The organism is Achromobacter xylosoxidans (assembly GCF_002192695.1).
In the GTDB taxonomy this organism is placed as follows: Bacteria; Pseudomonadota; Gammaproteobacteria; order Burkholderiales; family Burkholderiaceae_B; genus Achromobacter; species Achromobacter xylosoxidans_C.
Map to the genome: position 1 here is coordinate 18,568 of NZ_MTLG01000125.1, position 25,147 is coordinate 43,714.

The 25,147-nt window shown below is 61.7% G+C and carries 23 protein-coding genes; 10 read left to right on the forward strand and 13 right to left on the reverse strand.

Features of this window, described 5'->3' with window-relative positions:
* Positions 1 to 9 precede the first annotated feature (9 nt).
* From BRO63_RS31790 to mnmG, 3 genes are read right to left on the reverse strand one after another with little or no spacing between them, the layout of a single operon-like run.
* Positions 10 to 810 carry a ParA family protein gene (locus tag BRO63_RS31790; protein WP_088143518.1) on the reverse strand — a complete coding sequence of 267 codons (801 nt, stop codon included), beginning with the start codon at positions 808 to 810 and terminating at the stop codon, positions 10 to 12.
* A complete protein-coding gene (gene rsmG / locus BRO63_RS31795; protein ID WP_088143519.1) occupies positions 807 to 1,496 on the reverse strand; it encodes a 16S rRNA (guanine(527)-N(7))-methyltransferase RsmG in 690 nt (229 codons plus the stop codon). Before rsmG ends, BRO63_RS31790 begins: the two co-directional genes overlap by 4 nt.
* Entirely contained in the window at positions 1,493 to 3,412 is a 1,920-nt protein-coding gene (gene mnmG, locus BRO63_RS31800; RefSeq protein ID WP_088143520.1) for a tRNA uridine-5-carboxymethylaminomethyl(34) synthesis enzyme MnmG, read from the reverse strand. The genes rsmG and mnmG overlap by 4 nt, the downstream gene beginning before the upstream one ends.
* A gap of 2,197 nt (positions 3,413 to 5,609) precedes the next feature.
* Here mnmG and BRO63_RS34100 point away from each other — a divergent pair.
* A complete protein-coding gene (locus BRO63_RS34100; protein ID WP_143219532.1) occupies positions 5,610 to 5,888 on the forward strand; it encodes a hypothetical protein in 279 nt (92 codons plus the stop codon).
* 41 nt (positions 5,889 to 5,929) lie between these two features.
* Here BRO63_RS34100 and BRO63_RS31805 read toward each other — a convergent pair whose 3' ends face one another.
* Positions 5,930 to 6,136 carry a cold-shock protein gene (locus BRO63_RS31805; RefSeq protein WP_006216596.1) on the reverse strand — a complete coding sequence of 69 codons (207 nt, stop codon included), beginning with the start codon at positions 6,134 to 6,136 and terminating at the stop codon, positions 5,930 to 5,932.
* 232 nt (positions 6,137 to 6,368) lie between these two features.
* Complete coding sequence (locus BRO63_RS31810; RefSeq protein WP_088143521.1) at positions 6,369 to 7,439, reverse strand: AbrB family transcriptional regulator; 1,071 nt, start codon at positions 7,437 to 7,439, stop codon at positions 6,369 to 6,371.
* A 76-nt stretch (positions 7,440 to 7,515) separates the two neighbouring features.
* Here BRO63_RS31810 and BRO63_RS31815 point away from each other — a divergent pair, with 76 nt between their 5' ends.
* On the forward strand, positions 7,516 to 8,682 hold the full coding sequence (locus tag BRO63_RS31815; protein ID WP_088143522.1) for a pyridoxal phosphate-dependent aminotransferase: 1,167 nt from the start codon (positions 7,516 to 7,518) through the stop codon (positions 8,680 to 8,682).
* Between the two features lie 220 nt (positions 8,683 to 8,902).
* On the opposite strand, the gene BRO63_RS31820 is transcribed toward BRO63_RS31815, so the two are convergent.
* The 5 genes from BRO63_RS31820 to BRO63_RS31840 all read right to left on the reverse strand — a co-directional run bounded on the left by BRO63_RS31820 (position 8,903) and on the right by BRO63_RS31840 (position 14,245).
* Positions 8,903 to 10,429 (reverse strand): tripartite tricarboxylate transporter permease, encoded by a 1,527-nt coding sequence (locus BRO63_RS31820; RefSeq protein ID WP_088143523.1) that lies wholly within the window; start codon positions 10,427 to 10,429, stop codon positions 8,903 to 8,905.
* Positions 10,426 to 10,863 carry a tripartite tricarboxylate transporter TctB family protein gene (locus BRO63_RS31825; RefSeq protein WP_088143524.1) on the reverse strand — a complete coding sequence of 146 codons (438 nt, stop codon included), beginning with the start codon at positions 10,861 to 10,863 and terminating at the stop codon, positions 10,426 to 10,428. Before BRO63_RS31825 ends, BRO63_RS31820 begins: the two co-directional genes overlap by 4 nt.
* Positions 10,864 to 10,974: 111 nt before the next feature.
* On the reverse strand, positions 10,975 to 11,973 hold the full coding sequence (locus BRO63_RS31830; protein ID WP_088143525.1) for a Bug family tripartite tricarboxylate transporter substrate binding protein: 999 nt from the start codon (positions 11,971 to 11,973) through the stop codon (positions 10,975 to 10,977).
* 120 nt (positions 11,974 to 12,093) lie between these two features.
* A complete protein-coding gene (locus BRO63_RS31835) occupies positions 12,094 to 13,578 on the reverse strand; it encodes a sensor histidine kinase (protein WP_088143526.1) in 1,485 nt (494 codons plus the stop codon).
* Positions 13,568 to 14,245: a response regulator gene (locus BRO63_RS31840; protein ID WP_088143527.1), complete on the reverse strand. Its 678-nt coding sequence runs from the start codon at positions 14,243 to 14,245 to the stop codon at positions 13,568 to 13,570. The genes BRO63_RS31835 and BRO63_RS31840 overlap by 11 nt, the downstream gene beginning before the upstream one ends.
* 489 nt (positions 14,246 to 14,734) lie before the next feature.
* On the opposite strand from BRO63_RS31840, the gene BRO63_RS31845 reads away from it, so the two are divergent.
* The gene (locus BRO63_RS31845) at positions 14,735 to 16,102 is read left to right on the forward strand and encodes a ClcB-like voltage-gated chloride channel protein (RefSeq protein ID WP_088143528.1); all 1,368 of its coding nucleotides are present in this window, start codon (positions 14,735 to 14,737) and stop codon (positions 16,100 to 16,102) included.
* 56 nt (positions 16,103 to 16,158) lie between these two features.
* Here BRO63_RS31845 and BRO63_RS31850 read toward each other — a convergent pair whose 3' ends face one another.
* The gene (locus tag BRO63_RS31850; protein WP_088143529.1) at positions 16,159 to 16,611 is read right to left on the reverse strand and encodes a GNAT family N-acetyltransferase; all 453 of its coding nucleotides are present in this window, start codon (positions 16,609 to 16,611) and stop codon (positions 16,159 to 16,161) included.
* Between the two features lie 184 nt (positions 16,612 to 16,795).
* Between BRO63_RS31850 and BRO63_RS31855 the strand changes: the two genes are divergently transcribed.
* The gene (locus tag BRO63_RS31855) at positions 16,796 to 17,131 is read left to right on the forward strand and encodes a hypothetical protein (RefSeq protein WP_143219533.1); all 336 of its coding nucleotides are present in this window, start codon (positions 16,796 to 16,798) and stop codon (positions 17,129 to 17,131) included.
* Positions 17,132 to 17,155: 24 nt separating this feature from the next.
* Here BRO63_RS31855 and BRO63_RS31860 read toward each other — a convergent pair whose 3' ends face one another.
* Positions 17,156 to 17,713 (reverse strand): hypothetical protein, encoded by a 558-nt coding sequence (locus BRO63_RS31860; RefSeq protein ID WP_088143531.1) that lies wholly within the window; start codon positions 17,711 to 17,713, stop codon positions 17,156 to 17,158.
* Positions 17,714 to 17,755: 42 nt separating this feature from the next.
* Between BRO63_RS31860 and BRO63_RS31865 the strand changes: the two genes are divergently transcribed.
* Complete coding sequence (locus tag BRO63_RS31865) at positions 17,756 to 18,112, forward strand: MarR family transcriptional regulator (protein WP_088143532.1); 357 nt, start codon at positions 17,756 to 17,758, stop codon at positions 18,110 to 18,112.
* 39 nt (positions 18,113 to 18,151) lie between these two features.
* On the opposite strand, the gene mnmE is transcribed toward BRO63_RS31865, so the two are convergent.
* Positions 18,152 to 19,504 carry a tRNA uridine-5-carboxymethylaminomethyl(34) synthesis GTPase MnmE gene (gene mnmE / locus BRO63_RS31870; RefSeq protein WP_088143533.1) on the reverse strand — a complete coding sequence of 451 codons (1,353 nt, stop codon included), beginning with the start codon at positions 19,502 to 19,504 and terminating at the stop codon, positions 18,152 to 18,154.
* A 115-nt stretch (positions 19,505 to 19,619) separates the two neighbouring features.
* Between mnmE and BRO63_RS31875 the strand changes: the two genes are divergently transcribed.
* The 5 genes from BRO63_RS31875 to BRO63_RS31895 are packed head-to-tail and all read left to right on the forward strand — an operon-like array spanning position 19,620 to position 25,137.
* Positions 19,620 to 21,206, forward strand: a complete 1,587-nt coding sequence (locus BRO63_RS31875; RefSeq protein ID WP_088143534.1) for an ABC transporter substrate-binding protein — start codon at positions 19,620 to 19,622, stop codon at positions 21,204 to 21,206.
* A gap of 7 nt (positions 21,207 to 21,213) precedes the next feature.
* Positions 21,214 to 22,188: an ABC transporter permease gene (locus BRO63_RS31880; protein WP_088143535.1), complete on the forward strand. Its 975-nt coding sequence runs from the start codon at positions 21,214 to 21,216 to the stop codon at positions 22,186 to 22,188.
* Positions 22,185 to 23,105, forward strand: coding sequence for an ABC transporter permease (locus BRO63_RS31885; protein WP_088143536.1), 921 nt, complete (start codon positions 22,185 to 22,187; stop codon positions 23,103 to 23,105). Before BRO63_RS31880 ends, BRO63_RS31885 begins: the two co-directional genes overlap by 4 nt.
* A gap of 11 nt (positions 23,106 to 23,116) precedes the next feature.
* Positions 23,117 to 24,124 carry an ABC transporter ATP-binding protein gene (locus tag BRO63_RS31890; RefSeq protein WP_179215269.1) on the forward strand — a complete coding sequence of 336 codons (1,008 nt, stop codon included), beginning with the start codon at positions 23,117 to 23,119 and terminating at the stop codon, positions 24,122 to 24,124.
* The gene (locus BRO63_RS31895; protein ID WP_088143538.1) at positions 24,121 to 25,137 is read left to right on the forward strand and encodes an ABC transporter ATP-binding protein; all 1,017 of its coding nucleotides are present in this window, start codon (positions 24,121 to 24,123) and stop codon (positions 25,135 to 25,137) included. The genes BRO63_RS31890 and BRO63_RS31895 overlap by 4 nt, the downstream gene beginning before the upstream one ends.
* The last annotated feature ends 10 nt before the right edge of the window (positions 25,138 to 25,147 follow it).

The window sequence follows — 25,147 nt, forward strand, 5'->3', positions numbered from 1 at the left end:
GGTTACGGCCTACTTCAGATCCTTTTTCACGCGCTCGATCATTTCGGCGCCAAACGAGATATAGGCCTGCGCACCACGCGAGGCGCGGTCGTACACCACACCGGGCATGCCATAGCTGGGGGCTTCGGCCAAGCGCACGTTGCGCGGCACGACGGTCTTGAAGACCTTGTCGCCGAAGTGCGCCTCGAGCTGCGCGGATACCTGCTGCTGCAGGGTCATGCGCGGATCGAACATGACGCGCAGCAACCCGATGACGCGCAGATCGTCGTTGATGTTCCGGTGCACGCGCTTGATTGTGTTGACCAGGTCGGACAGGCCTTCCAGCGCGAAGTACTCGCACTGCATCGGAATGATGACGCCATGGGCGGCGGCCAGGCCGTTCAAGGTCAGCAGCGACAGCGTCGGCGGGCAATCGATCAGCACAAAGTCGTACTGCGTGGCGACGGTGTCGATCGCGGCCTTCAACTGGCGCTCGCGTTGGTCCATCTGCACCAGGTCGATCTCGGCGCCGGACAGTTCGCGGTTGGCGGGCAGCACGTCGTAGCCCCCCGACTCGGATTTGACGCGGGCCTGCTCGATGTTCGATTCGCCGATCAGCACCTGGTACAGGTTCGACTCCAGCGAGTTCTTGTCGATGCCGCTACCCATCGTGGCATTGCCTTGCGGGTCCAGGTCCACCAGCAGCACGCGTTGGTTGTGCGTGGCAAGGCCCGCCGCCAAGTTGATGGCGGTCGTCGTCTTGCCCACACCGCCCTTCTGGTTGGCAATGCAGAAAATGCGGGCGGTGGTGCTGGGGGGTATGTTCTTCATAGGGTTCCTTGACTACGGCGCATCCAGATCAGGCAGCGTTCGGCCTGTAACTCAGGCACGCGCAACGGCTGGATGTGATCGACTTGCCATTCTCCGCGCGCATGCAGCGCCTGTATTTCGTCCTCGGGGACCTTGCCCTTCATGGCGACGAGGGTACCATCGTTGCGCACATGGCGACCCGCGAGTTGCGCAAAATCGTCCAAGGAAGCAAAGGCGCGCGACGTCACGATATTGCACTCGGCGCGAGCCAAGGTTTCGACGCGAGCGTGGCTCGCCTGCAGATTGGGCAAGGCCAGCACGCCGCTCATCTGCCGCACGAAGGCCGTCTTCTTTTCGACCGCGTCCACGCAGGTCACCGACCAGTGGGGCCGCATGATCGCCAGAACGACGCCAGGCAGGCCACCACCCGATCCGACGTCGTAGAGCTTGGCCGGCGTGTTCGACGCGCCCAGCGCCTCGCTGAACGGCCCTACGGCGGCCAGGCTGTCGAACAGGTGCTGGATCAGCATCTGCTGCGGATCGCGGATGGCGGTGAGGTTGTAGGTCCGGTTCCAGCGCTGCATCTGCGACAGATAATTCAGCAGCTTGGCCATCGTGGCGGCATCGGCCTCCAGCCCCAGCTGCGCGCATGCGCGAGACAGGCGGCCGGCCATGTCCGCGCCGGCCGTATCGGCGTGCGCGCTCATGCCGCTTGCTTGCGCGAGCCGTAATGCAGGCGCTTCAGATGGATCAGCAGCAATGAAATTGCAGCGGGAGTGACGCCTGAGATGCGCGCGGCCTGGCCTATGGTTTCCGGGCGGTGCGCCTTGAGCTTCTGGCGCACTTCGAACGACAGGCTGGTCACCGCGTCGTAGTCGACGTCGGCGGGTATGGCCTGCTGTTCGTGTGCGATCTGCTTCTGGACTTCGACTTGCTGGCGGTCGATATAGCCGGCGTACTTCACCTGGATCTCGACCTGTTCGGCCAACACTTCGTCTTCCGTCACGCCAGGGCCGGCCAGCAGCGAACCGTCGGCGTTGCGGGCGGCCATCAAGGCTTCATAGGAAACATTGGGCCGTTTCAACAGATCTGCAAGTGAGTACTCACGTTCAATTGCCTTGCCCAACAGAGGCTCGGCAACTTCGGCGGGCAGTATACGCGGATTCACCCAGGAGGATTTCAACCGTTCGACTTCGGCTGCCACCGCGTCGCGCTTGCGATTGAAGGCGTCCCAGCGGGCGTCGTCGACGATACCGAGACGACGGCCGATTTCGGTCAGGCGCAAGTCGGCATTGTCTTCGCGCAGGCTCAAGCGGTATTCGGCCCGAGACGTGAACATGCGATACGGCTCGGTCACGCCACGCGTGACCAGATCGTCGACCAATACCCCCAGATAAGCCTCATCGCGGCGCGGGGTCCATTGCTCGCGATCCAGCGCGAACAGCGCGGCGTTGACGCCGGCGAGCAGCCCTTGGGCAGCCGCCTCTTCGTAGCCAGTAGTGCCGTTGATCTGCCCGGCAAAGTACAGGCCTGCGATCGCCTTGGTTTCCAGCGTGCTCTTCAATCCACGTGGATCGAAGTAGTCGTATTCGATGGCGTAACCGGGCCGCAGGATGTGTGCATTCTCCAGGCCAGGCAGGGAATGGATCAGGGCCAACTGCACGTCAAACGGCAGGCTGGTCGACACGCCGTTCGGATAGACCTCATGCGTGTCCAGGCCTTCGGGCTCCAGGAAGACCTGGTGCGACTCTTTATCGGCAAAGCGATGGATCTTGTCTTCGATGGACGGGCAGTAACGCGGGCCCACCCCTTCGATCACGCCGCTGTACATCGGCGAACGGTCCAGGCCGCCCCGGATGATGTCGTGGGTACGGGCGTTGGTGTGCGTGATCCAGCAAGGCAGTTGACGCGGGTGCATGCCGACATTGCCCATGTAAGAAAACACGGGGATCGGATCCAGGTCGCCGGGCTGCTCTTCGAGGATGCTGTAGTTGATCGAGCGTCCATCGATGCGTGGCGGCGTGCCGGTCTTCAAGCGCCCCTGCGGCAGGTCAAGTTCCTTCAGGCGCTGTCCCAGGGAGATAGCGGGAGGATCACCGGCACGGCCACCCGAATAGTTCTGCAAGCCCACGTGGATCAGGCCGTTCAGAAAGGTACCGGCGGTAAGCACCACGGACTTCGCCCGAAACTTCAGGCCGATCTGCGTAACGGCGCCGACCACGCGGTCACCCTCCACCATCAGGTCTTCGACGGCCTGCTGGAACAGCCAGAGGTTCGGCTGATTTTCCAGGCGGCCGCGGATCGCCTGGCGGTACAGCACCCGATCCGCCTGAGCGCGCGTCGCCCGGACGGCCGGCCCTTTCGAGCCATTCAGGATGCGGAACTGAATACCCGCTTCATCCGTTGCCAAAGCCATGGCGCCACCCAGGGCGTCAACTTCTTTGACAAGGTGGCCCTTGCCGATCCCGCCGATGGAGGGATTGCAAGACATTTGGCCTAGGGTTTCGATGTTGTGCGTCAATAGCAAGGTCTGGGCGCCAGTGCGGGCGGCAGCCAGTGCTGCTTCGGTGCCGGCGTGGCCGCCACCGACGACGATGACATCGAATTCGCGGGGATAGTCCATGATGGGGGGAGGGGGTAAGAGAGCGTTCGGTGCTCATTATAGAGGCAGGGATTGCATGTTTCACGTGAAACATGCTTCGGCGCAGCAAGAGGTGGCCCACGGCCAGATCGCCGTCGGCAAAAGGCAACGGGCGTCGTCTTTGGCAGGGATAAATATGTCGGCAGTTGCCACTGCTTTGCCTGGTTTGTTTCACGTGAAACGTCGTATTGACCGAGCCGGACCACCCTCCTTCTCTGAAAATGCATGTCATGGATACTCGACCACGCCCCCACACTAGCCATACGCAACTCTCAACCCGATTCAAGGCAGTACGAATCCTGCGCATCGCGCTATATGTTCCACGTGAAACATCGGTGGTTGTCTACCCAAGGGTATTGGGGCACCAGTCACGAGTAGCAGATACCCAGTTCGCAAGCACTCGTATCTTCTGGCTGATTGATCTCAAATCTATTGCTGTTTCACGTGAAACATTTCCCGGTAGCGCAGCAGGATGGATCGGAACATCTACTTGGCGCTTGCGCGGCGCGAAGGCTAAGGCAATGGAGTAACACGTCGGCCTATAGAAGGAACTCTTTCTACAAGTTCCGGCTTCCCTCGCCCCATCGATGTTTCACGTGAAACATCGACAGAGTGCTGCTTGAAGACGCTGTTTCACGTGAAACATGCCCCCTAAAGAAGAGGCCGATCGCAAGAAAGCAGATCTCAAATCAGTCTATGTTCCACGTGAAACAGGTGAAGCCAACTTTGAAATCGAAGAATCCTGCAATCTCCGGTTCAACATTCAGCATCGAGCTCAACAGAAAGAACCTAAGGATTCCCCAATTCCATTCTTCAAGCGAATCTTCTGATGGCAACCTCATGAAGATTCATCCAAGAAAAAAGCAATTTTCGAACCCCTACCCTACCCCTTACCCAAAACAGAGTCGTTTTTTTGGTTTCACGTGAAACCTAAACGATCATGAACCACCAAGTAATCCCTGCCCGCGAGCAGCGGCATACCTAACTAGCCACCGTAGCGCGATGATCAGTCTGCTCACTTCGCGACTATCTGGTCAGATCAAGGCTCATCGGGCCCGTATCGAAACTGGCTGGGACCTGAAACAGCGTGACATTGGAAAATCAGAAAACAACGTTATGCCTTCCTCGGTGGTCGAGGGACAAGGACCAGGCGTGCCGGCCACGAATGATTGGATTCCGGAAAACTCGTCAGAGCGCGAGATGCACCAGAAAGCCTCGCCCCGACAAGCTATGCAATTCTGCACAGCGTTATCAACAGCTACCAAATCCGCTAGCTGCCGAAATTAGCCGTTTCACGTGGAACAATTCTGGGGATAAGTCGCAGCTGGACAGCACAGGTCGCCGAAAAATCCGAGGGCATTCAACGAGGGCGGCAAAGTGCCAAGAAGCATGAAAAAGCACAAATGCACAACGTCTTCCCTATGACAGCAATGGATAATTTCTATTTTGGATGCTTGTCAGACTTAGGAAATTCCATGGCCAATACGAGGCCGTGCATACGCAAAATACCGTGGAAAACTATGTGGATAAGATCAGCCTAGAAGCCACAGTAAGTTTTCGAAAACGTGCACAACATGCGCTCGCCTCTGCAACTCACCTGGAACTCTGCAACTGCGCTCCGGTCAAAATACCGCTAAAAATTCTGGCCGCGGATTATCCCCAAACCTATCCACGCGCTCCCGTCCTGCGGTCTACCACTAGGCGGAAACCGCCGGCAATCTGGGTGCTGATTCCTTGACCAGACAACAATCTTGCACCGCCATGACAGAGTGCACCATCATCCTTTTGGGCGAGGTCCAGCCTTTCATGTGAACCCTGTGGAAAACTCGCCGAACGGGATCTGGGTGAAGATTGTCTCTACCGCGAACCCAAGGCCGGGTTCCACTCCTGACATTCAGGATCGCGCGGCGGCCGGGTAAGCAGCAGGCCGTGCCCCCATCTTCCGGTGCCTATCCCCATTTCTATCCACAGGCTGACGCCTTCGCCTGAGCCACCAAAGGGTGTAATTCTGTGCATAACCCGGATGGGGATATCTTTGTGAACAACCGGCCTCCGCCCGGGTAAAAGCGGGCCAGAGCGGCCCTGAAACAGTATGGCCGTGCCGACCTATTCTGACTCAAACTCACCCCAGAAATCGCCTTAAATGCCTGTATTCCCTAGGGAAAGGCCATGTTTAAACATGACCGTCACCGCAGTTCCGGATCAGCTCAAACGCCATGACCGCGTAGCGGCATCGTTCCAGGAAAGATGGGATAACTGTGTAAAACCTAGCGCTCGATACGCAATTGCTTCATTGCTGAGCATGAAAATGCTCATGCCCGAAAATAATTATCCACAAACTTATCCACGGCTGGAGAATATGTTAGTGAATACTAACTATCTGCGTGGAACAGGCAGCGCAGGCATTCGCGGCCAAATGAAACAACGCCCCAGACCATACGGTCTTGGGGCGTTGTAGCCAGGTCGGACCTGGCAGACGGGAAATTGGGATTTCCCGATTTAGAGCGGGCGAATTTCGGCCGCTTGAGGTCCTTTCGGACCATCCTTGACTTCGAATTCGACTTCCTGGCCTTCGTTCAGGCTGCGATAGCCGCGGCCCTGGATGGCGGAAAAGTGTGCGAAAACATCGGTACCACCAACGTCCGGCGTGATGAAACCGTAACCCTTGTCAGCGTTGAACCACTTAACTTTGCCCTTCTGAGCCATTTTTTCTAGCGTCCTGTAATTAACTCGAAATGCAATGAATCAAGGACGCCGTGAGAACTGAACGACCGGTAGAAATACCTGCGTTGCTGCTGCGTTCACGTTTGCCGCCTAGCTGCAGAACGAGTCCGCGCGCTGCTTGAATCAACTGCGTAATCAGCATACTCAGCACGCATTACAGACTCATATAGTTGTTTACCCCAATGTCGTATTTTTAATACTGGGTCTCGTTCCGCTAGGCGCTGCCACGCTGTCGACGCGCTAGAAAAGCGTAGATCGGCCCGGTCACAATCACCACAAAAACCATGCGCATGACGTGGAATGCGGTCACCACCGGAACACCCAGCTGCAGCACCTTGGCGGTAATGGCCATCTCGGCAATGCCGCCCGGCGTGGTGCCCAGAATCAAGGTCGGAATGGGAGCGGCCGACCATAGCGACAGCAAGGCGCCCAGACCGAACGCGAGCGCCAGCGCAGCCACCGTGAAGCACGCCACCGCGGCAATGAAGCGCGGCGCCGCCCGAAAGAAATCCGGCCGGTAACGGTCGCCCAGCGACCAGCCGATCAGCAACTGGCCTATCTTCGGCACGTAATCAGGAAGCGCCGACAGCTCGATGCCATTGACCGTCAGGATCATGGCGACCAGCATTGGGCCGAGCACCCAGGGATTCGGCAACCGCAGCCTCATGAAGGCGGCGCCGCCGATGCAGGTCAGCACAACCAGTGCCGCCAGCCCCCAACCGTGGACGATCTTGGGTCCGGGCACAGTGGGATCCAGACCCGCCACGCCCCACCACTGAAAGATGAAGGGCACGGTGACCACAACCATCAGCACGCGCACGCTATGCGCCGTCGCCACGCGGTCTATGCGCGCGCCGTGGCGCTCGGCTAGGTTCGCCATTTCGCTGGCTCCACCGATGGCGGAAGAAAACCAGGCTGTCTTGAAATCGACGTCGGTGTAGCGGCGCAGGATTGCCGTGCCCATGAAGGCCAAGCCTAGCGCGAACAGCATTCCGACGATGATGGGCCCCGCGTTGCTACCAATGTGGCCGATTACCTGCGGCGTGAAGTACAGGCCCAATGAAGTGCCGATGACCCACTGGCCCGCATTGCGCGCCGGCCTCGGGCACGCCGTGCCCAAGCCCGCAATGCGCGTCGCGGCGGTCACCAGCAAAGCGCCCAGCATCCACGGCAACGGGACATGCGCCCACACCGCCAACAACGCGCCCGCCAATGCGAGCGCCAGACCGCCCAATACTCTCCACAACATGTTCTGAACCACGATACCGCCGCGCCTTAAGCTCATGTGAAAAACGAATTATGAGTTAGTGGGATACTTACGAAAACTCTCTCTGCTAGCAACGTTCACTCTCGCGTCCACCATGATCCGATCCAAACTTCCCGACGTTGGCACCACCATCTTTACCGTGATGAGCCGCCTGGCCATCGAACACAAGGCCATCAACCTGGGCCAGGGATTTCCCGACTTCGATCCCGACCCTGCCTTGTGCGCCCTGGTAACCAAGGCCATGGCCGACGGCCACAACCAGTATCCCTACATGCCGGGCGTGGCGCCCCTGCGCGAAGCCATCGCCGCCAAGACGCGCGAACTCTACGGCCATGCCTACGATCCGGAAACCGAGATCACCGTCACCAGCGGCGCGACCGAAGCGCTAATGGCAACCGTACTTGCCGCCGTGGGCAGCGGTGACGAGGTCGTCGTCATCGAGCCCTGCTACGACTCCTATCTGCCGGCAATCCGCCTGGCCGGCGGCACCGCGGTGCCGGTGCCGCTGCGCGCGCCCACCGAGGCCGACCCCTACTACCGCATCGACTGGCAACGCGTACGCGACGCCATCACGTCGAAGACGCGCCTGTTGATGCTGAACTTTCCGCACAATCCGACCGGCGCAGTGCTGGACGATAGCGACCTGGACGCGTTGGAAGCCATCGTGCGCGACACCGGCGTACTGCTGGTGTCCGACGAGGTCTACGAGCACATCGTGTTCGACGGCAAGCCCCACGCCAGCGTGGCGCGCCGCCCGCTGCTGGCCGAACATGCCTTTGTGATCTCGTCCTTCGGCAAGACTTATCACACCACTGGCTGGAAGATCGGCTACTGCTGCGCACCGCGCCAGCTCAGCGCCGAGTTGCGCAAGGTACACCAATTCATGGTGTTCACCGTGCCTTCTCCCATGCAGTTCGCGCTGGCCGAATTCATGCGCGACCCCAAGCCTTACCTGGACCTGCCCGCCTTCTATCAGGCCAAGCGCGACCGCCTGGCGCAAGGGCTGGCCAAGACGCGCTTCCGTCCGCTGCCCAGCCCGGGCACGTTCTTTCTGCTGGCCGACTACAGCCAGATTTCCAAGCAAAACGAGGCCGACTTCGCGCGCGATCTGACGGTGAATCATGGCGTCACGGTGATACCGGTATCGGCGTTCTACCGCCAGCCCGATGCGCCCGAATCCAACCATCGCATCGTGCGCTTCTGCTTCGCGAAGAAGGATGCAACGCTCGATGCTGCCTTGGAACGTCTGGCGCAGGTTTGACGTCCGATGCTGATGGCTTACTAGTGAGCTCAATATCTCCGCCGACTCTATATACAAGAGCTTTCATTGAAAAATATGAATAAAAGCTCGTATTAAAAAATAGGCCACGCAGAGCGAATTCACGAACAAAAAAAGGGCGCCCATAAGGCGCCCTTTGCAATTTCCGGCCCAGATCCCGCGACCGGCTGCTGCCCATTGCAACAGCCGCGCCGCGTACGGATCAGACCGGACCAGCGGCAAGATTTTTCGCCTTGCGCATACGACGCATGATCTGCGGCACGATCACGACCGCAGCCGCCCCCACCCACATCGAGATCGATACCGGACTGGCGAACAACACGCCCACGTCGCCATCGGTCATCGACAGGGCGCGGCGCAGGTTCTGCTCCATCATGTTGCCCAACACCACGCCCAGCACCAGCGGCGCCATGGGCACGCCGAACTTGCGCAAGAAATATCCCAGCGCGCCGATGCCCGCGACCAGCAGCAGGTCAAAGGTTCCTGCGTTGATGGCATAGACGCCGATGTAGCTGATGCACAGGATCCCCGGCACCATCAGCCATCCCGGCACCGACAACACCTTGGAGAAAAAGCGCACCAGCGGCACGTTCATGACGAACAGCAGAACGTTGGCCACGAACAGCGAGGCGATCAAGCCCCACACCAATTCGGGTTTGGAGTCGAACAGCACCGGACCCGGCGTGATGTTGTAGAGCGTCAGCGCGCCCATCATCACGGCAGTGGTACCCGAACCGGGCACGCCCAGCGTCAGCATCGGCACGAACGAGCCAATGGCCGAGGCCGTGGCGGCAGCTTCCGGCGCGACCAGGCCGCGCATGTCGCCCTTGCCGAATTTGGCATCCGGATCCTTGGCCTCGATGATGCGCTTTTCCTGCGAGTACGCCACGGCCGCGGCCACACTGGCGCCTGCGCCAGGCAACACGCCCACGCCAAAGCCCACCAGCGAACTGCGCACCACGCTCCACCAGGTGAGCGCCACTTCCTTCAGATTGAACAGCTTGCGGCCGCTGGGCTTGACCTCGACGCTGTGCCCCGCCACCACTTTTTCCAGCATCTCCAGCATCTCGCTGACCGCGAACAGCGCAATCACCACCACCACGAATTCGATGCCGTCGGCCAGATGCACCGACTCGAAGGTGTAGCGATAGACCCCAGAATTCGCGTCCACGCCCACCACCGAAATAGACAGGCCTATCATCGCCGCCAGCACGCCCTTCACGGGTTGTTTACCCAGCAGGCTGGTCAGGCAGCAGAACGCAAAAATCATCAGCACGAAGTACTCGGCGGGGCCGAAAGCCAAGGCCCATTTGGCCAGCAACGGCGCCAGCAGGATGATGCCCACCACCGACACGATTGCGCCGAAGAATGCGGACCAGGCAGAGAGCGACAGCGCAACGCTGGCCATGCCCTGCCGCGCCAGCGGATAGCCGTCCAGCGTCGTCATGATGGCACTGGCCTCGCCCGGCACGTTCAACAGAATGGCGGTGATGCGGCCGCCGTACTCGGCGCCCACATACACGGCAGCCAGCAGGATCAGCGCGGTCTCGGGCGGCAGGTTCATGGCGAACGCGATCGGGATCAGCATCGCCACGCCGTTGACCGGTCCCAGGCCGGGCAGCACACCCACCATGGTGCCGATGAACGAACCGATCATGGCCACCAGCAGGTTGGTCAGCGAAAAGGCTACGCCAAAGCCTATCGCCAGGTGATCAAGAATGCCGCTCATATCAGGGTCTCCAGCAAACCGGTGGGCAGGACCACGTCCAGCACCTTGTCGAACAGCAAGAAAAACAGGACGCTCATGACGGCGCCGCCGATGGCGCACTTGACCCAGCCGCCCCCGAACAGACGGCCGACGAATATCGTCATCAAGGTGGTCGCGATCACGAAGCCCAGCCACTGGAACACGAAGGCATAGGCCACCACGAACGCCATCATCAGCGCGATGCGCGCATTGGCGCCAGGCGGATTGGCCTCGACCTGATGGCCGCCCTTGTAGACCAGCCACAGGCCGCACAGGCCTATGATCAGCGCCAGCAGCAGGGGAAAGGCGCGCGGGCCTACCGGCTCATAGGCGAAGGGGGCTTCGATTCCCCAACCCGCCGCGGTCATGAAGGCGGCCAGCGCAAGCGCCGCCACGCCCAATATTCGATCGTTCATGATCACTTTTCCGTTGTAGTCGCATCGCGTGGCGCAGCGCTCCCCTGCCGCCGCGGCAATGCCGGCGGCGGGGAACCCTGAAAAACGCGATAGGGAGGAGAGCCTTGCGGCTTACTTCTTGACCAGGCCGAAAGAGTCGGCCAGTTCGCCGTAGGCCTTGACCTGGTTCTTCACGTAGGCGTCCAGCTCAGGCCCGGTCTTGTTGAACGGGAACAGGCCCTGCTGCTGGCGCAGCTTGTCGAACTCGGGCGAGGACGTGGCCTTGTTGAAGGCGTCGACCCAGAACTGGTAGTCGCTGTCCGACACCTTCGGACCGACATAGAAGCCGCGGATGATCGGCCAGACGATGTCGTAACCCTGTTCCTTGGCGGTGGGCACGGTGCCCAGCTTGCCCGGCAGGCGCTGGTCGTTGAACACGGCCAGCACGCGGATGGGGGCGCCGCCTTCGAGCATGGTGAAGGCTTCCGCCGCGTCGCCCATGTAGGCCTGGATGTGGCCGCCGCGCAAGGCCGTGACGGCTTCACCGCCGCCTTCAAACGCCACGAAGCGCATCTTCTTGAAATCCACGCCCGCGGCCTTGGCGGTCAGCGCGGCCTTCATCCAGTCCTGGCTGCCCACGGTGCCGCCCGCGCCCAGCACGATCTTGGTCGGATCCTGCTTGAAGGCTTCCATCAGGCTCTTCAGGTCGGTGTACGGAGAATCGTTGCGGACCACGGCCACACCGTAGTCGGTGCCGATGGCGGCCAGCCAGCGCACGTCGTTGACGTTGTATTTGCCGAACTTGCCCTGGGCCAGGTTCAAGAGCGAACCGCCCGAGAAGGCCACTATGGTGCCCGGTTCATTCGGGTGCTGGGCCACGATGTTGTTGTAGGCCACGGCGCCGATGCCGCCAGGCATGTAAACGATGCGCATGGCGGTCTTGAGCGCGCCGCTTTGCTTCAGGCCTTCGGTGGCCAGGCGGCAGGTCAGGTCGAAACCGCCGCCAGGCTGGGCAGGCGCGATGCATTCCGGGCGGCGCGGCTCGTCGGCCGCGTGGGCTGCGCCCAGGGACAGGGTAATCGCGCCCAGCGCCGCGACAGCGGCCAGGCGTAGTTTCAGACTAGTCTGCATTTTTTGCGTCTCCGAAATTTATAGGTCTAGGTATGGCTGGAAGCTCTGCTCAGACGGTTCTTTCCGCAATAACGGCCCCAGTGGACGCAACCGTACAAAACCGAAGCTTTCCAAAAGCTTTCAAATTCCGTGGTTTTCCTGGTGCGACGCAGCATTTGTCCCATTTCCCAGGGTAAACACCAGTGCAGCCCTCAAACCCGCCTGCGGCACCCGGTTCTCCAGCACCAGGCGCGCGCCCAGGATCTCGGCGATGGTGCCGACGATGGCCAGGCCCAGGCCGGCGCCAGGCTTGTTCTTGCCGGCCGCGCCCCTACGAAAGCGGACGCAGGCGCGGGCGATGTCCTCGGCGGACATGCCGGGGCCGCTGTCCTCGACCACCAGCCTGGCTCGCCCGGGTTCGATCTGGATCTTCACCGTGACTTCCCCCGCTGGCGAGGTGTAGCGGATGGCGTTGTCCACCAGGTTGCTGACCGCCTCCCTCAGCAGCCAGTCGGCCCCCTGCACCACCACTGGCCGGATCTCGGCTTCCAGGCCGATGTCCAGCTGGCGGGCCCGGGCAGTGGGAAGCAGGATGCGGATGACCGCGTCGGCCAGTTCGACCAGGTCGACCGGTTCGGGGCTGAAACCGCCTTCGGCCAGCGAGGCGTCTTTAGCGCGCGCCAGAGCGAGCATTTGGTTGGTGGTGCGTACAGCCCTGTCCAGGCCTTCCTGCATCGCCAGAAGGGCTGTACGGACCTCCTGGGGGTCTGTTTCGCGCAAGGCATAGGCCGTCTGGGTTCGCAAAACCGACAAAGGGGTGCGCAATTGGTGCGAGGCGTCGTCCAGGAACTGGCTTTGGACCCTCGCCTGGGCCGCAAAACGGGCCATGTGGAGGTTTACGGCCCCGACTAGGGGTAGGACCTCCCCTGGCATGTCCGACGCGCTCACGGGGCTTAAATCGTCCGCAGAACGCCCTTCCACCTCCTGCCGTAGCCTGGCAAGGGGGCGCAGCGCCATGAAAACCCCCAGGATGATCACCAGAACGCTGATCAGGATCACGGCCAGGTCCCGCTCCACCGAGCGCACCAGCACCTGGTGCAGGAAGGCCTGGCGGGTATCCAGGCCCTCGGCCACCTGCACGATAACCCGTCCCCCTTTGTTTGCGTACAGAGGCGGATCCATGGGACGCGCCAGCGCCGCAACCCGCACAGGCGTGCCCTGGTAATCGGCGTAGAAAAAGCGTGGTTCGCCGGAAACCAGGGGTTCGGCAGGCATGGGCAGGCCCGGACTGCCGATTTCGGCCAGCCCGTCCTCGGTGGCGACCCGGTAGAACACGCTGCCATTGGCCGTCAGCTCGAAAAATTCCAGCATCAGGTATGGCTGCTCCATGGCTAATCCACCGCTGGCTGTGGATATGTTGTGGTCGATGGCGCGTAGTGCGCCAGAAAGCGAACGGTCATAGGCTATGTCGACCTGGTTGCGCAGCTGGTGGTTCGACAGCCACAGGGCGCCCATCATCACGAAGACCAGTGTCGGGATCAGCCACCAGAGGAGCTGGGTTTTCAGGGTGCGATTACGCTTTTTTGCGGCGAAAAACCCCTTTTTTTCCGCACTTCTAGTTGTCAACAAGGTTCTCCAGGCAGTAGCCCATGCCGCGCATGGTCACGATCTGCACACCGGTATCCGCCAATTTTTTTCGCAAACGGTGCACCAGGACCTCGATGGCTTCCAGATTGATGTCCGCGTCGTCGGTCAGGATGCGGTCCAGGATCTGCTGCTTGTTGATGGGTTCGCCGCTTTTTTGGATCAGTACCCGCAGAACCGAGTGTTCACGTGGGGATAACTGCAAGGGCTGTCCGCTGACCGTGAATTTTTGAGCGGAAGTCTCGAAAACCAGGTTTCCCAGCGTAAGCCGCGGGTGTTCACGCCCACGGCTGCGCCGGATGAGTGCGATCAATCGCGCTTCCAACTCTTCCACAACAAACGGTTTCGGCAGGAAATCGTCAGCTCCCTGGTGGAGCGTCCCGATTTTTTCGGCCAGCGAATCGCGCGCGGTCAAGACCAGGACCGGCGTACGGTCGTCCCGCGCGCGAATCTTCGCGAGCAAAGCATGGCCATCCATGCCCGGTAGTCCCAGATCGAGGATGACCGCGTCGAATTCTTCCATCGCCAGTCTTCTTTCGGCGACCAGCCCGTCATCTGCCCACTCAACGACGAAACCTGCGTGCCTGGCCAGGCTTCTTGAAAGCCAGCGGGCAAGTTCTGCTTCGTCTTCTATCAGGAGGATGCGCATGGACGGAGTCCGGGGGGGGATGGCTGGGCGGAATGGGAGAGCATGTTTGGCTTTTCCTTTATTTCTCTTTATATAAAGACTAATGATTAATAAGGCCTGTGGATAACTACCTTAACCTTGAAAACCTCTTTTCTTTCATCAGCTTGCAGCCGTTTTTGGCTGTGCAAGAACTCTGTGTGGGAAAAAAGCTGAAGTTGGACAAGATTTTGGACCCTGTCCGAAACCCCTGCTTGTTCAACTTGCCTCCACAAAATGTGCACAAGGCGTCTACTTAGGAGTTATCCACAGCCCCTTTCTGCCGAACCGGTCTCAAAAACGGCACTTTTACCCCGAAAAACGCCTCGCTGCCTACCTGCGTTTTCGCCGTTCAGGAGGCCTTTAGCGGCCCCACAAGGCGTTCGCGAACCGGGGGATTCGAGGGGAGACGCGCAGCCGTTCTTGACTGGGAACTGAACAAAAAGTGAGCAGGTTCCGCCGTAGAATTCCGCCATGGCGACAGAAATCAGAATCAAGAAATCAGGGTGGGCAATCTGGCTGAGAAGCCGTTTGTTGGCGGACAACTTGCCGGCCACGCTCTGCGCGGCGGCGCTGATGGGCCTCTTGGGTGCACTGGCCACCGTGGTGTTCCGGGAGATGCTGGCGTGGACGCAGATGCTGCTCGGGGGCGAGGACACTCCCCATGGCATGGTGTCCCTGGCGCGGGGGCTGAGTCCCTGGCAACGCTTTCTGATGCCGGCCATGGGCGGCGCCATTGCCGGGGCCATCCTGCAAATGGCGGCCAGATGGCTGCCCAAGCGCGGCGCAGCGGACTATATGGAGGCGATTTCCATCGGCCGCGGAGTCATCGGCTTTCGCCAGACGGTCGCGCGCAGCCTGTCGTCGATTTTTTCCATCGGCTCCGGCGCCTCCATCGGCCGCGAGGGTCCCATGGTGCAGCTGGCGGCGATGCTGTCATCCCTGACGGGACGTTATCTGGTGCTGCCGCCGCGGCATTTGCGCTTGTTGGTCGCCTGCGGCGCCACGGCGGGGATCACTTCCGCCTATAACGCGCCCATTGCCGGCGCCTTGTTCATTTCCGAGATAGTTTTTGGCGCGATCGCTTCGGCTACTCTGGTGCCGTTGGTCGTATCGTCGGTCGTGGCAAACATTGTGACGCGCCAAATACTGCATTACGACGCGGTTTTTCACATGCCGCCCTTCACTTTCGTGTCCGGCTGGGAAGTCATCAACTATCTGGGCCTGGGGGTGATCGCCGGCCTGGCGGCGCCGCAATTCCTGCGCTTTCTCGACACCGCGCGCGCCGCGTTCGGCCGCGTGCCCGCGCCGCTATGGGTGCGCATGGCATTGGGCGGTCTGATCGTCGGCGCCTTGTCGGTGGTGAACCCCGAGGTCTGGGGCAATGGCTACAGCGTGGTCAACAGCATGTTGCATACGCAGTGGGCCTGGCAGGCGGTCGCCGCCATCCTGCTCTTGAAAACGCTGGCCACCGCGGCCAGCGTCGGTTCGGGCGCGGTGGGCGGCGTCTTCACGCCCACGCTGTTCGTGGGGGCGGCGCTGGGCGCCTTGTACGGGACTGGCCTGCAGGCCTTGTTTCCGGCTGGAGATCTGTCGGCGGTATCCAGCTATGCGGTGGTGGGCATGGGCGCCCTGCTGGCCGCCACCACCTATGCGCCATTGATGTCGATCCTGATGATCTTCGAGATGACGCTCAGCTATGAGGTCATGCTGCCGCTGATGCTGGCCTGCATCACGGGCTACGTCATTGCGCATCGCATACGGCCGGACTCGGTGTACGCGAAATCGCTGGCCAGCAACCGGCGCGCGCAGCGCGTCGTTGCCAAGGAGCGTGACGAGTGACAAGGTTTCATTAATACGAGTAAATACTCGCATTAATGAAGAATGAAGAATAGCCCTTAAATCAGGGCTTTTTTCATGAAGACGCGCTTCAATCCGATCTCCTCGGCGCGATGGGTTTCCACATAACCGTATCGCTTGTAGATAGCGATGTTCTCGGTCATTTTCTCCTGCGTGTAGAGACGGATGCTGGCATAGCCGGCCCGGCGCGCCACGTGTTCCGCGAACTGCATCAAGTCGCGGCCATAGCCTTTTCCCTGCGCTTGCGGAGCGACTGCGATGTTGTCCAGCAACAGGCAATCGGCCTCCTGAATCAGGACCAGCACAGCTTGCACGGTATCGCGCACCCGCAGTACATGGACCACGCCTTGTGCGATGCGGGCTGGGTAATCATCGAGCATCGGTCCAGGCGTCGCGCCGATGCGCGCGACATAGTGGCCGTAGGCTTGCGCGACGATCCGCTCGATGTCGGGCAGGTCGCGGAGGGTGGCGATGCGTATGTCGGGAGGCATGCGAGTTCCGGTTAGTGCGCCGCCCGGCGTGGACGGATTTCCCAGAAATATAAGACGCTCGGACCGTCCAAAGATTGTTTTGCGAATTAGTTATAAAATTTATAACTAATAGTTCGCGTATATACCCCGAAGATGATGTGCGATCACCGAAGAAAATGCTGAGTGATCCCGCAAAGGAGTGTCAATGGCACCTAATACGTCTTTTCCGGCGAATGGCGCGCCCGACAACCTGTGGAACGAGTATGCAAGGTTCCACGAAGCTTGTTCAGGCGTGCTGGACCGGATCGAGCAGCACAGGGATAGCGGTATTGCCTTGTCGGAGAACGAATTGTCGGAGTTGAGAACCATGGTGCTCAACCTCAATGCATTCGGCCGGGTGCTGCATGGCAAAAGAGCGCGCGAAATGCGCCAGCTGGCCGAGCGGGCCGAACAGGCATTGGGCAAGGCCGGATCAGCTGCTGCCGCACGGATCAAGGAAGAGAGCGAGTCCCAAGACGATTCAGCCATAGTGACGGGCTGAGCCGGTACGCAGGATCTTGCGTGGTCATGCGTGCCGCCGGCGCAGGACTGAGCGCCCCATCGCCCCGACCATCTTGAGCGTGTACAACACGAACAAGGATCCCGTGATGTCGCCGGTCAGCATCGCAATGTAGCTATCCGCGAGCGCGGCCCTTTCTCCCTGGAGAAAGAACCAGAGATGATGAATCGTCGTGTTCATCAGCGCATAGACCGCCGCGCAGACCAGCAGGCGCCAGGCAGTAAGGTTGCTCAAGTCCGGCTGCAGTCGCAGTGCCGACCTGGCCCAGCGGTAGGCCAGATAGGGAGCGGCGGCGGCCATGAGGCCGCCGGCCACCGAGCGCAGGACGTCGTCGGGGAAGTAGTAGAAAAAGCAGGCGAGCCAGGATCCCGCCAGCAAGCCCAGCGCTGCCGGCAGGCCAAACAGCAGCGTGCATATCAGGCGCACGCCCGCGGGCAGATAGATCCAGTTGATGCCGCGCACGAACTCAAGGTTGGTAAACACCCATTCATTGACTACCAGACTGCCCAGGAACAGCACTATCGTCACCAGAGCCCATTTACCCTGATCTAGAATGTTTTCCATGCCTCGAATTCCGCCGCTTATCGGTCGCCGCGTCCATTATCCATGAAAGAAAAAAAGAGACCTGCCGATATCTACTTGCGCTTTCTGCGCCTGGCCGACGCGCTGCGCGGCCTGCCTGCGCTGCCATCGCTCGATCCCATGGAAGAACGCATACTTACGCTGATCGCGCGCGCATCGCAGGAACACCGCCGCTTGTCCGTGCGCGACGTGATGGCGGTCGATAGTATCGGTTCGCCTGCTACCCTGCACGCCCGCTTGAAATCCATGCGCGAGAAAGGCTGGGTATTGCTGGTCGACACCGAGGACGCGCGCCGCAAGCAGGTCGAACTCAGCCAGGCCGCGCTGTCGCATTTCGACCGGCTGTCCGAATGCCTGGTCGAAGCGGCGCGCAAGCACTGAGTAGCAGGGCTGCGGCGCCGCAACACGCGGGATTTCGGGTTATTTCCCGATGCAGAAGCTGGAGAAAATCTCGCCCAGCAGATCGTCGCTGGTGAACTTGCCCGTGATGCTGGACAGGCTGTCGTGCGCCAGCCGCAGTTCCTCCGCAAACAGATCCAGTACCCGGTCGTCCTGTTCAGCGTGCGCGCCGGCCAGCTCTAGGTGCTCCGCCGCATCCTGCAGCGCATGCAGGTGCCGTTCGCGCGCCAGCCACGGCGATTCGCCGCCGGGATTCCAGCCGGCGATGCGCAGCAATTCGGCGCGCAATTCGTCCAGGCCCGCGCCGCGCTTGGCCGAGATGCCGAGTTCCTGAGGGCCTGCGGCAAAAGGTGTGGACAGCAGATCCACCTTGTTGAAAACCTTGAGCACCGGCGTGCGCGGCGGCAGGCGCGCGGTGATCTGGGCGTCCAGTTCGTCGCCGGGCTGGGTGGCGTCCTGCAGATGCAGGATCACGTCGGCGCGCTCGATCTCCTGCCAGGTGCGCGCTATGCCTATGCTTTCCACCGTATCCTCGGTTTCCCGCAGGCCCGCCGTGTCGACGATATGCAGCGGCACGCCGTCGATGTGGATCTCCTGCACCACCTTGTCGCGGGTGGTCCCCGCGATCGGGGTGACGATGGCGATGTCGTCGCCGGCCAGCGCGTTGAGCAGGCTGGACTTGCCCACGTTGGGTTGCCCGGCCAGCACCACGTGCAGGCCCTCGCGCAGAATCACGCCCTGGCGCGCCTGCGCGATCAGCTTGGCGAGGTCCGCGGTCAGCGCTGCCAGTGTCGGGCGGGCTTGATACTTTTCGAGGAAGTCGATTTCTTCCTCGGGGAAATCCAGGGTCGCCTCGACCAGCATGCGCAAGTGGATGATGCGGTCCGACAGGTCGTTCACACGCGCGGAAAAGTCGCCCGACAGCGACGCCATGGCGCCGCGCGCGGCGGCTACCGACGAGGCCTCGATCAAATCGGCTACGGCTTCGGCCTGAGCCAGGTCCATGCGGTCGTTGAGAAAGGCGCGGCGCGTGAATTCGCCCGGCTCGGCCAATCGGATGCCCAGGTCGCGGCCGGCGGCCAGACAGCTTTCCAGCACCCGGCGCAGCACTGCGGGGCCGCCATGCCCTTGCAGTTCGAGCACGTCTTCGCCGGTATAGGAATGCGGCGCGCGGAAATAGATGGCGATGCCTTCGTCCAGCAATTCGCCCGTACCGGATTTGAACGGCAGGTAGTGCGCATGGCGCGGCGTGAGTTCGCGTTGGAACAGGCGGCGCACGAGTTCGGACAGGTCCGTGCCGGAGATGCGGACGACGCCGATACCGCCTCTTCCGGGGGCGGTTGCGATGGCGGCGATGGGGGCGTAGGCGGACATATTTCGGGCAAGGCAAGGCGAGAACAATAAGGGAATATAACTGTTGCGCCGTCCCTTGTTTGCTGGTTAATGTGGCCCGGAGGTTCAAAACCCGAAACAATCCAGGGAGATCACAATGGCATCTCGGTTTTCGCGTGTCTTGGCCTGCGGCTCAGCCGCGGTGATATTGGCCTTTGGCACCTTCAGTTCGGCTATGGCCCGCGATCTGGTGATCGCCTTGAAGACCGAACCCTCCTCGATGGATCCGCAGTATCACGCGCTCACGCCCAATACGCAGATCTCCCAGACCATTTTCGATACCTTGGTTGCCACCGACGCGCAGCTCAAGCCGCAACCCGCGCTGGCCGAGTCCTGGACCGTGGACGGCAAGGTGTGGACCTTCAAGCTGCGCCCCAATGTGAAGTTCTCCGACGGCACGCCGTTCACCGCGGAAGATGTGGTCTTTACGTATGCGCGGGTCCCCAAGGTGCCGAACAGTCCTTCGCCGTTCACGCTGTACCTGGGCTCGGTCGAGAAGACCGAGGCGGTCGATGCCAGCACCGTGCGCATCACCACCAAGGACGTGGCGCCGAACCTGCTGGTCAACCTGGCGCAGTTGCCCATCATGTCCAAGAAGGCGGCGTCGGGCCCGGCGGCCGAGGGTAAGACGACGACGGAACTCAATAGCGGCGACGGCCTGATAGGCACCGGTCCCTACAAGTTCGTGTCGTGGAAGCGCGGCGCCGAATTCGTGCTGGCGCGCAATGACAACTATTGGGGCAAGAAGCCCGAATGGGATCGCGTGGTCTACCGTCCCATCAGCAACGCGGCCGCGCGCGTGGCCGCGCTGCTTGCTGGCGACGTCGACATGATCGAGGATCCCCCGACCGATGACCTGCCCAAGCTCAAGGGCGACAAAAAACTGTATGTCGAGGAAACGCCGTCGGTGCGGGTCGTGTACTTGGCGCTGGACCAGTTCGCCGAGCCCTCGCCTGGCGTGCAGGGCACCGAAAAGAACCCCATGAAGGACAAGCGCGTGCGCGAAGCGCTGTCGCTGGCCATCAACCGCGATGCGCTGGTCGAGCGCGTGATGGGCGGGGTGGCGCTGCCCGCGGGCAATCTGCTGCCCTATCCCATGTTCGGTTCCAGCAAGGAGCATTCCAAGGCCCCCAAGGCCGATGTGGAAAAGGCCAAGGCCCTGTTGAAGGAAGCCGGCTATCCCAACGGCTTTTCCATCACGCTGGGCTCGCCGTCGGGCCGTTATGTCAACGATTCGAAGGTGGCGCAGGCGATCGCGTCGATGTGGACCCGCATCGGCGTGAAGACCAGCGTGGATGCGATGGCGCCTCCGGTGTTCTTCAAGAACCGCGACAGCTATGCGTTCTCGGCCTATCTGGCGGGCTGGTCCGTGACCAGCGGCGAGATGTCCAACGCGCTGACCTCGTTGCTGGTGACGCGCAATCCCGAAGCGGGCTTGGGCACCACCAACCGCAGCCGTTACTCCAATCCCAAGATGGACGCGCTGGTGAAGGAAGCCTCGTCGACCATGGACGATGCCAAGCGTGCGGACCTCTTGTCCAAGGCCAGCAACATCGCCATGGATGACTACGCCATGCTGCCTGTGCATTTCGAGTTGTCGGTATGGGCGATGAAGAGCGACATCCGCTATCAAGGCCGCCCAGACCAGGTCACGCTCGCACAGTTTGCAACACTGAAGAAGTAAGGCGCTAGTGCTTGCAACGATCGTAAGAAGGCTGCTGCAGACCGTCGTCGTCATGCTCGTCATGTCGGCGCTGGTCTTTGCCGGCATCTACATGGTGGGCGACCCGGTGTCGATGCTGGCCAGCCCGGAAGCGACCGAGGCGCAGCGCGCTGCGGTGCGCGCATCGCTGGGTCTGGATCTGCCGCTATGGCGGCAGTACCTGATCTTCATGGGCCAGGCGGTGCGCGGCGACTTCGGCAACAGCTTCCTGACGGGCGAACCGGCCATGAGGCTGATCCTGGAGCGCATGCCGGCCACGGTGGAACTGGCCTGTGTGGCCATGCTGCTGTCGGTGCTGATCGGCGTGCCGCTGGGCATCCTGGCGGGACTCAAGCCCAAGGCAGTGGGTTCGCGCGCCATCATGACGGGCTCGGTGCTGGGCTTCTCGCTGCCCAACTTCTGGGTCGGCCTGATGCTCATCATGGTGTTCGCCGTGATACTGGGCTGGGTGCCGGCGGGCGGGCGCGGCCAGACCGTCAGCATCGGCTCGCTGCAGTTGAGCGTACTAACCTTCGACGGCTGGCTGAGCCTGGCTTTGCCCGCGGCCACGATCGCCTTCGCCAAGTGCGCCATGATCATCCGCGTGACGCGCGCCGCTACGCGCGAAGCCCTGCCCATGGACTACATCAAGTTCGCGCGCGCCAAGGGCCTGTCTGAAAAGCGCGTGCTGGGCGTGCATCTGCTCAAGAACATTCTGATCCCGGTGGTGACGGTGGCGGGCCTGGAATTCGGCCAGGTGATGGCCTTTGCGGTCGTGACGGAAACCGTGTTTTCCTGGCCGGGCATGGGCAAGCTGCTGATCGATTCCATCATCAATCTGGATCGTCCAGTGGTGGTGGCGTATCTGCTGTTGATCGTGTTCTTCCTGGTCATGTTGAATCTGGTGGTGGACATCATCTACACGGTGCTGGACCCCCGCGTACGCTTGGATAGCCGCCGATGAACACACCCGCCACCGCCGCCGCGCCCCCGGTTCAGGCCAAGGAGCAAACGCCCTGGCGCCGCTTCCTGTCTGACTTCTTCGCCAGCAAGCTGGCCACGCTGGGTTTGATCATGCTGGTCGTGATCGTGGGCGCCGCGCTGCTTGCGCCCTGGATCGCGCCGCAGAATCCCTATGACCTGGCGACGCTGGACATCATGGATTCCAAGCTCAAGCCGGGCAGCGAAAGCGGCGACGGCAGCATGCGCTATTGGCTGGGCACCGATGGCCTGGCGCGCGACTTGTTTTCGGCCATTCTGTACGGCATGCGCACCAGCCTGCTGGTGGCCAGCGTGTCGGTGCTGGCGGCCTTTGGCATCGGCGCCACGGTGGGCCTGGTGGCGGCCTATTTCGGCGGCCGCATCGACGCCTTGCTGATGCGGGTTGTGGATATCCAGTTGTCGTTCCCGGCCATCCTGGTTGCGCTGATGTTGCTGGCGATTCTGGGCAAGGGTGTGGATAAGGTGATCATCGCGCTCATCGTGGTGCAGTGGGCGTATTTCGCGCGTGCCGCGCGTGGCGCGGCGCTGGTCGAGCGCGGCAAGGAATACGTGGAAGCGGCGCGCTGCATGTCGCTGTCCTGGGGGCGCGTGCTGTTTCGCCATGTGCTGCCCAACTGTATGCCGCCCTTGATCGTGATCGCCACCATCGACCTGGCGCACGCGATTGCGCTGGAGGCCACCTTGTCGTTCCTGGGCGTGGGCGTGCCGGTCACCGAGCCGTCGCTGGGCATGCTGATCTACAACGGCTTCGAGTACCTGCTGTCCGGCCAGTACTGGATTTCGTTCTTTCCCGGCATTGCGCTGGCGCTGGCCATCGTCGCCATCAACCTGGTGGGCGACCATCTGCGCGATGTGCTCAACCCGCGCCACGCGAATTGAGGGCGGGCGCAATGCAGACACCTGTGGAAAAGTCCCTGGCGGCGCCTACGCCCATCCTTGAGGTGCATGGCCTGAAGACGCACTTCTACACGCGCAACGGCGTGGTGAAGGCGGTGGACGGCGTGGACCTGATGCTGGCCGAAGGCGAGATCCTGGGGCTGGTGGGCGAATCGGGATCGGGCAAGAGCATTACCGGCTTTTCGTTGATGGGTTTGCTGGATGAGCCGGGCCGCATCGTCGACGGCACCTTGCGGTTCAACGGCGAGGACCTGCGCGGCGCGACGCCCGCGCGCTGGCGCGAGCTCAGGGGCCAGGAGATCGCCATGATCTTCCAGGATCCCATGATGACCCTGAACCCGGTGCTGCGCGTTGACACGCAAATGATCGAGGCGGTGCAGGCGCACAGCAAGGTATCGCGCGAGCAGGCCCGCCAGCGCGCGCTGCAGACGCTCGCCATGGTCGGCATCCCCTCGCCCGAGGAGCGCCTGCGCACCTATCCGCACCAATTGTCCGGCGGCATGCGGCAGCGCGTGGCGATCGCGATTGCGCTCTTGAATTCACCGCGCCTGATCATCGCGGACGAGCCCACCACGGCGCTGGATGTGACCATACAAGGACAGATCCTGTTCGAAGTGCAGAAGCTGTGCCGCGAGACCGGCACCGCGCTGATCTGGATCACGCACGACCTTGCCGTGGTGGCGGGCCTGGCGGATCGCGTGTCGGTCATGTATGCGGGGCGCGTGGTGGAAACCGGCACCACGCAGGCCGTCATCAGCCATCCCATGCATCCTTACACGCATGGCCTGATCGCCTCCATACCGACGCCCGAATCCCGCGGCAGGCCGCTGGTCCCGATTCCAGGCATGACGCCGTCGCTGCTCAACCTGCCGCAAGGCTGTGCGTTCCGCGGGCGCTGCCCGCGCGCCACCGACGCCTGTCTGGTCGAACCGCAGCCCGTGGAGGTGCGCCCGGCGCAATGGGTGCGTTGCTGGCATGCTGGAGGACCAGACATCAAATGAACGCCGCAGAACGTGATCCCGCGGTCCCCATCCTGTCGCTGCGCGGGGTCGAGCTGCGCTTCGTGCAGCCCGTGGATCTGGCAGGCCGTATCGCCAACCTGCTGGGAGCGGGGTTGAAGACGCAGGTCGTGCACGCGGTGGCGGGCGTCGACCTGGATGTGCGGGCGGGTGAAGTGATAGGCATCGTGGGCGAATCGGGCTGTGGAAAATCCACCCTGGGCCGCATTGTGTCCGGCATTTTGCCACCGACCGCAGGCGAGGTCAGCTACAAGGGCCGCGCCGTGAAGGCCATGCCGGGTCCCGAACGCCGCGCCTATGAGCTGGGCGTGCAGATGATCTTCCAGGATCCCTATGCTTCGCTGAACCCGCGCATGCGCGTGCGCGAGATCATCGGCGAGGCGCCCGTGGCGCATGGTCTGGTCCGCGCGCGCGACAAGGCCGAGTACGTGGCCGGGCTGATGCGCCAGGTGGGGCTGGATCCGGCTTTTGCACAGCGTTATCCCCATCAGTTCTCTGGCGGCCAGAGGCAGCGCGTAGGCATTGCGCGGGCCCTGGCACTCAAGCCCTCGGTCATCGTTTGCGACGAGGCGGTCGCCGCGCTGGACGTGTCGATCCAGGCCCAGGTGCTTAATCTGTTCGAACAGTTGCGCGCGGACCTGGACCTGACCTATCTTTTCATCAGCCACAATCTCAGCGTGGTGAGCCACATATCGGACCGCGTGGCCATCATGTACCTGGGCCGCGTGGTGGAGCTGGCACCCACCGATACGGTTTTCCGGCGCGCCAACCATCCGTATACGCAGGCCTTGCTGAAGGAACTGCCGACGTTGCAGCCGGGGCGGCGCAGCTACCAGCCCATCAAGGGCGAACTGCCGTCGCCGCTGGACCCGCCGACGGGCTGCGCTTTCCACCCGCGTTGCCCGCATGCGATGCCGCGCTGCAAGGCAGAGCGGCCGCTGCTGCGCGAAGTGGCCCCGGGGCAGTTCAGCGCCTGCCATCTGAACGATACGTGAATTCAACTCT

Excerpts from the sequence above, each read along its gene's own strand:
- BRO63_RS31790 (WP_088143518.1), bottom strand. The coding sequence starts at position 810 with ATGAAGAACATACCCCCCAGCACCACCGCCCGCATTTTCTGCATTGCC.
- rsmG (WP_088143519.1), bottom strand. The coding sequence starts at position 1,496 with ATGAGCGCGCACGCCGATACGGCCGGCGCGGACATGGCCGGCCGCCTG.
- mnmG (WP_088143520.1), bottom strand. The coding sequence starts at position 3,412 with ATGGACTATCCCCGCGAATTCGATGTCATCGTCGTCGGTGGCGGCCAC.
- BRO63_RS34100 (WP_143219532.1), top strand. The coding sequence starts at position 5,610 with ATGACCGTCACCGCAGTTCCGGATCAGCTCAAACGCCATGACCGCGTA.
- BRO63_RS31805 (WP_006216596.1), bottom strand. The coding sequence starts at position 6,136 with ATGGCTCAGAAGGGCAAAGTTAAGTGGTTCAACGCTGACAAGGGTTAC.
- BRO63_RS31810 (WP_088143521.1), bottom strand. The coding sequence starts at position 7,439 with ATGAGCTTAAGGCGCGGCGGTATCGTGGTTCAGAACATGTTGTGGAGA.
- BRO63_RS31815 (WP_088143522.1), top strand. The coding sequence starts at position 7,516 with ATGATCCGATCCAAACTTCCCGACGTTGGCACCACCATCTTTACCGTG.
- BRO63_RS31820 (WP_088143523.1), bottom strand. The coding sequence starts at position 10,429 with ATGAGCGGCATTCTTGATCACCTGGCGATAGGCTTTGGCGTAGCCTTT.
- BRO63_RS31825 (WP_088143524.1), bottom strand. The coding sequence starts at position 10,863 with ATGAACGATCGAATATTGGGCGTGGCGGCGCTTGCGCTGGCCGCCTTC.
- BRO63_RS31830 (WP_088143525.1), bottom strand. The coding sequence starts at position 11,973 with ATGCAGACTAGTCTGAAACTACGCCTGGCCGCTGTCGCGGCGCTGGGC.
- BRO63_RS31840 (WP_088143527.1), bottom strand. The coding sequence starts at position 14,245 with ATGCGCATCCTCCTGATAGAAGACGAAGCAGAACTTGCCCGCTGGCTT.
- BRO63_RS31845 (WP_088143528.1), top strand. The coding sequence starts at position 14,735 with ATGGCGACAGAAATCAGAATCAAGAAATCAGGGTGGGCAATCTGGCTG.
- BRO63_RS31850 (WP_088143529.1), bottom strand. The coding sequence starts at position 16,611 with ATGCCTCCCGACATACGCATCGCCACCCTCCGCGACCTGCCCGACATC.
- BRO63_RS31855 (WP_143219533.1), top strand. The coding sequence starts at position 16,796 with ATGGCACCTAATACGTCTTTTCCGGCGAATGGCGCGCCCGACAACCTG.
- BRO63_RS31860 (WP_088143531.1), bottom strand. The coding sequence starts at position 17,713 with ATGGAAAACATTCTAGATCAGGGTAAATGGGCTCTGGTGACGATAGTG.
- BRO63_RS31865 (WP_088143532.1), top strand. The coding sequence starts at position 17,756 with ATGAAAGAAAAAAAGAGACCTGCCGATATCTACTTGCGCTTTCTGCGC.
- mnmE (WP_088143533.1), bottom strand. The coding sequence starts at position 19,504 with ATGTCCGCCTACGCCCCCATCGCCGCCATCGCAACCGCCCCCGGAAGA.
- BRO63_RS31875 (WP_088143534.1), top strand. The coding sequence starts at position 19,620 with ATGGCATCTCGGTTTTCGCGTGTCTTGGCCTGCGGCTCAGCCGCGGTG.
- BRO63_RS31885 (WP_088143536.1), top strand. The coding sequence starts at position 22,185 with ATGAACACACCCGCCACCGCCGCCGCGCCCCCGGTTCAGGCCAAGGAG.
- BRO63_RS31890 (WP_179215269.1), top strand. The coding sequence starts at position 23,117 with ATGCAGACACCTGTGGAAAAGTCCCTGGCGGCGCCTACGCCCATCCTT.
- BRO63_RS31895 (WP_088143538.1), top strand. The coding sequence starts at position 24,121 with ATGAACGCCGCAGAACGTGATCCCGCGGTCCCCATCCTGTCGCTGCGC.